The 2,102-nt window shown below is 51.4% G+C and carries 1 protein-coding gene; it reads right to left on the bottom strand.

Annotation, left to right across the window (positions count from 1 at the left end; genetic code table 11):
- On the bottom strand, window positions 1-2,102 hold a 2,102-nt coding region (locus Q9292_RS02285), incomplete at both ends, for an Ig-like domain-containing protein (protein WP_313984277.1).

Raw genomic sequence — 2,102 nt, 5'->3', positions numbered from 1 at the left:
TCAATGTTGATGATGCCATCACCACCAAAGTTAGCATCCAAGGCAATCTCTGCCTTAGGTGGCGTCAGGTCGACTGTATAAGTGAGCTGCGTTGACTGACTTAATGAATTGCCAGCGTTATCGCTTACAGTCACTTTTGCATCAATTGTTTTATCAGAGTCAGCGGCAAGTTCGTTACCGGCAACACTCACACTGAAGCCCAGCTTGCCATCCGCACGGGTGATTACAGTCGTTGGGTAATCTTTGTTGTTGATCGTCACAATCACGGGATCACCAACTTTAGCGTCACCACCCACTGTACCAGTCACTGGAATGGATGAGGTCGCTTTGGCTTCTTCAATGTTGATGATGCCATCACCAGCAAAGTTTGCATCCAATGCAATGGTTGCAAACAGGTTTGGATTAATCGCCAACTTATAGTCTTGGGTATCAGTCGCGGTTGCACTGTTACCAGCAGCGTTGGTCGTTGTTACACTTGCCAGGATCGTGCTGTCTGAGTCAGCTGCCAGGTCTGCGCCAGGAACATTGATGGAGAACTTACCACCATCCAGAACTGCACCAGTGAAGGTCTTGTTGTTAATGGTCAAGGTAACAATGTCACCTGCCTTGAATTGACCACTCACGGTACCAGTCACTGGAATGGCTGCAGCAGTCGATTCAGCAACGTTCACAATGCCGTCACCAGCAACGTTTGCATCCAGGCTGATCGCCAAGGCTGGAGGCAATAAGTTCACGGTGTAAGTCTGCGTATCAGTTGCGGTTGCAGTGTTACCCGCAGCGTTGGTTGTTGTCACGCTCGCAAAGACAGTGCTGTCAGGGTCAGCGGCCAAGTCTGCACCAGGGACTTTGATAGAGAATGTACCGTCGGTCGCTACAGCACCAGTGAAGTCTTTGCCATTGATCGTAATCGTAACAATATCGCCGGCCTTGAATTGACCACTCACGGTACCAGTCACTGGAATGGCGGCAGCAGTCGATTCAGCAACGTTCACAATGCCATCACCAGCAACGTTTGCATCCAGGCTTATTGCCAAAGCTGGAGGCAACAAGTTCACGGTGTATGTCTGTGTATCCGTCGCGGTTGCAGTGTTACCCGCAGCATTCGTTGTGGTCACGCTCGCAAAGACAGTGCTGTCAGGGTCAGCGGCCAAGTCTGCACCAGGGACTTTGATAGAGAATGTACCGTCGGTCGCTACAGCACCGCTGAAGTCTTTGCCATTGATCGTAATGGTAACAACATCGCCGGCCTTGAATTGACCGCTCACGGTACCAGTCACAGGGATAGCTGCAGCAGTCGATTCAGCAACGTTCACAATGCCGTCACCAGCAACGTTTGCATCCAGGCTGATCGCCAAGGCTGGAGGCAACAAGTTCACAGTGTATGTCTGCGTATCAGTTGCGGTTGCGCTGTTACCAGCAGCATTCGTTGTGGTCACACTTGCTTCAATTGTTCTGTCAGCATCAGCCGCCAGGTCTGCGCCAGGAACATTGATGGAGAACTTACCACCATCCAACACTGCACCTGTGAAGGTTTTGTTGTTAATGGTCAAGGTAACAATGTCACCTGCCTTGAATTGACCACTCACGGTACCAGTCACTGGAATGGCTGCAGCAGTCGATTCAGCAACGTTCACAATGCCGTCACCAGCAACGTTTGCATCCAGGCTGATCGCCAAGGCTGGGGGCAACAAGTTCACAGTGTATGTCTGCGTATCAGTTGCGGTTGCAGTGTTACCCGCAGCGTTGGTTGTTGTCACGCTCGCAAAGACAGTGCTGTCAGGGTCAGCGGCCAAGTCTGCACCAGGGACTTTGATAGAGAATGTACCGTCGGTCGCTACAGCACCGGTGAAGTCTTTGCCATTGATCGTAATCGTAACAATATCGCCGGCCTTGAATTGACCACTCACGGTACCAGTCACAGGGATAGCTGCAGCAGTCGATTCAGCAACGTTCACAATGCCGTCACCAGCAACGTTTGCATCCAGGCTGATCGCCAAGGCTGGAGGCAACAAGTTCACAGTGTATGTCTGCGTATCAGTCGCGGTTGCACTGTTACCAGCAGCGTTGGTCGTTGTTACACTTGCCAGGATCGTGCTGTCTGA

The sequence above is a fragment of the Methylophilus sp. VKM B-3414 genome (assembly GCF_032248435.1).
Classification (GTDB): domain Bacteria; phylum Pseudomonadota; class Gammaproteobacteria; order Burkholderiales; family Methylophilaceae; genus Methylophilus; species Methylophilus glucosoxydans.
This window is presented reverse-complemented; position numbering and strand designations above follow the sequence as displayed.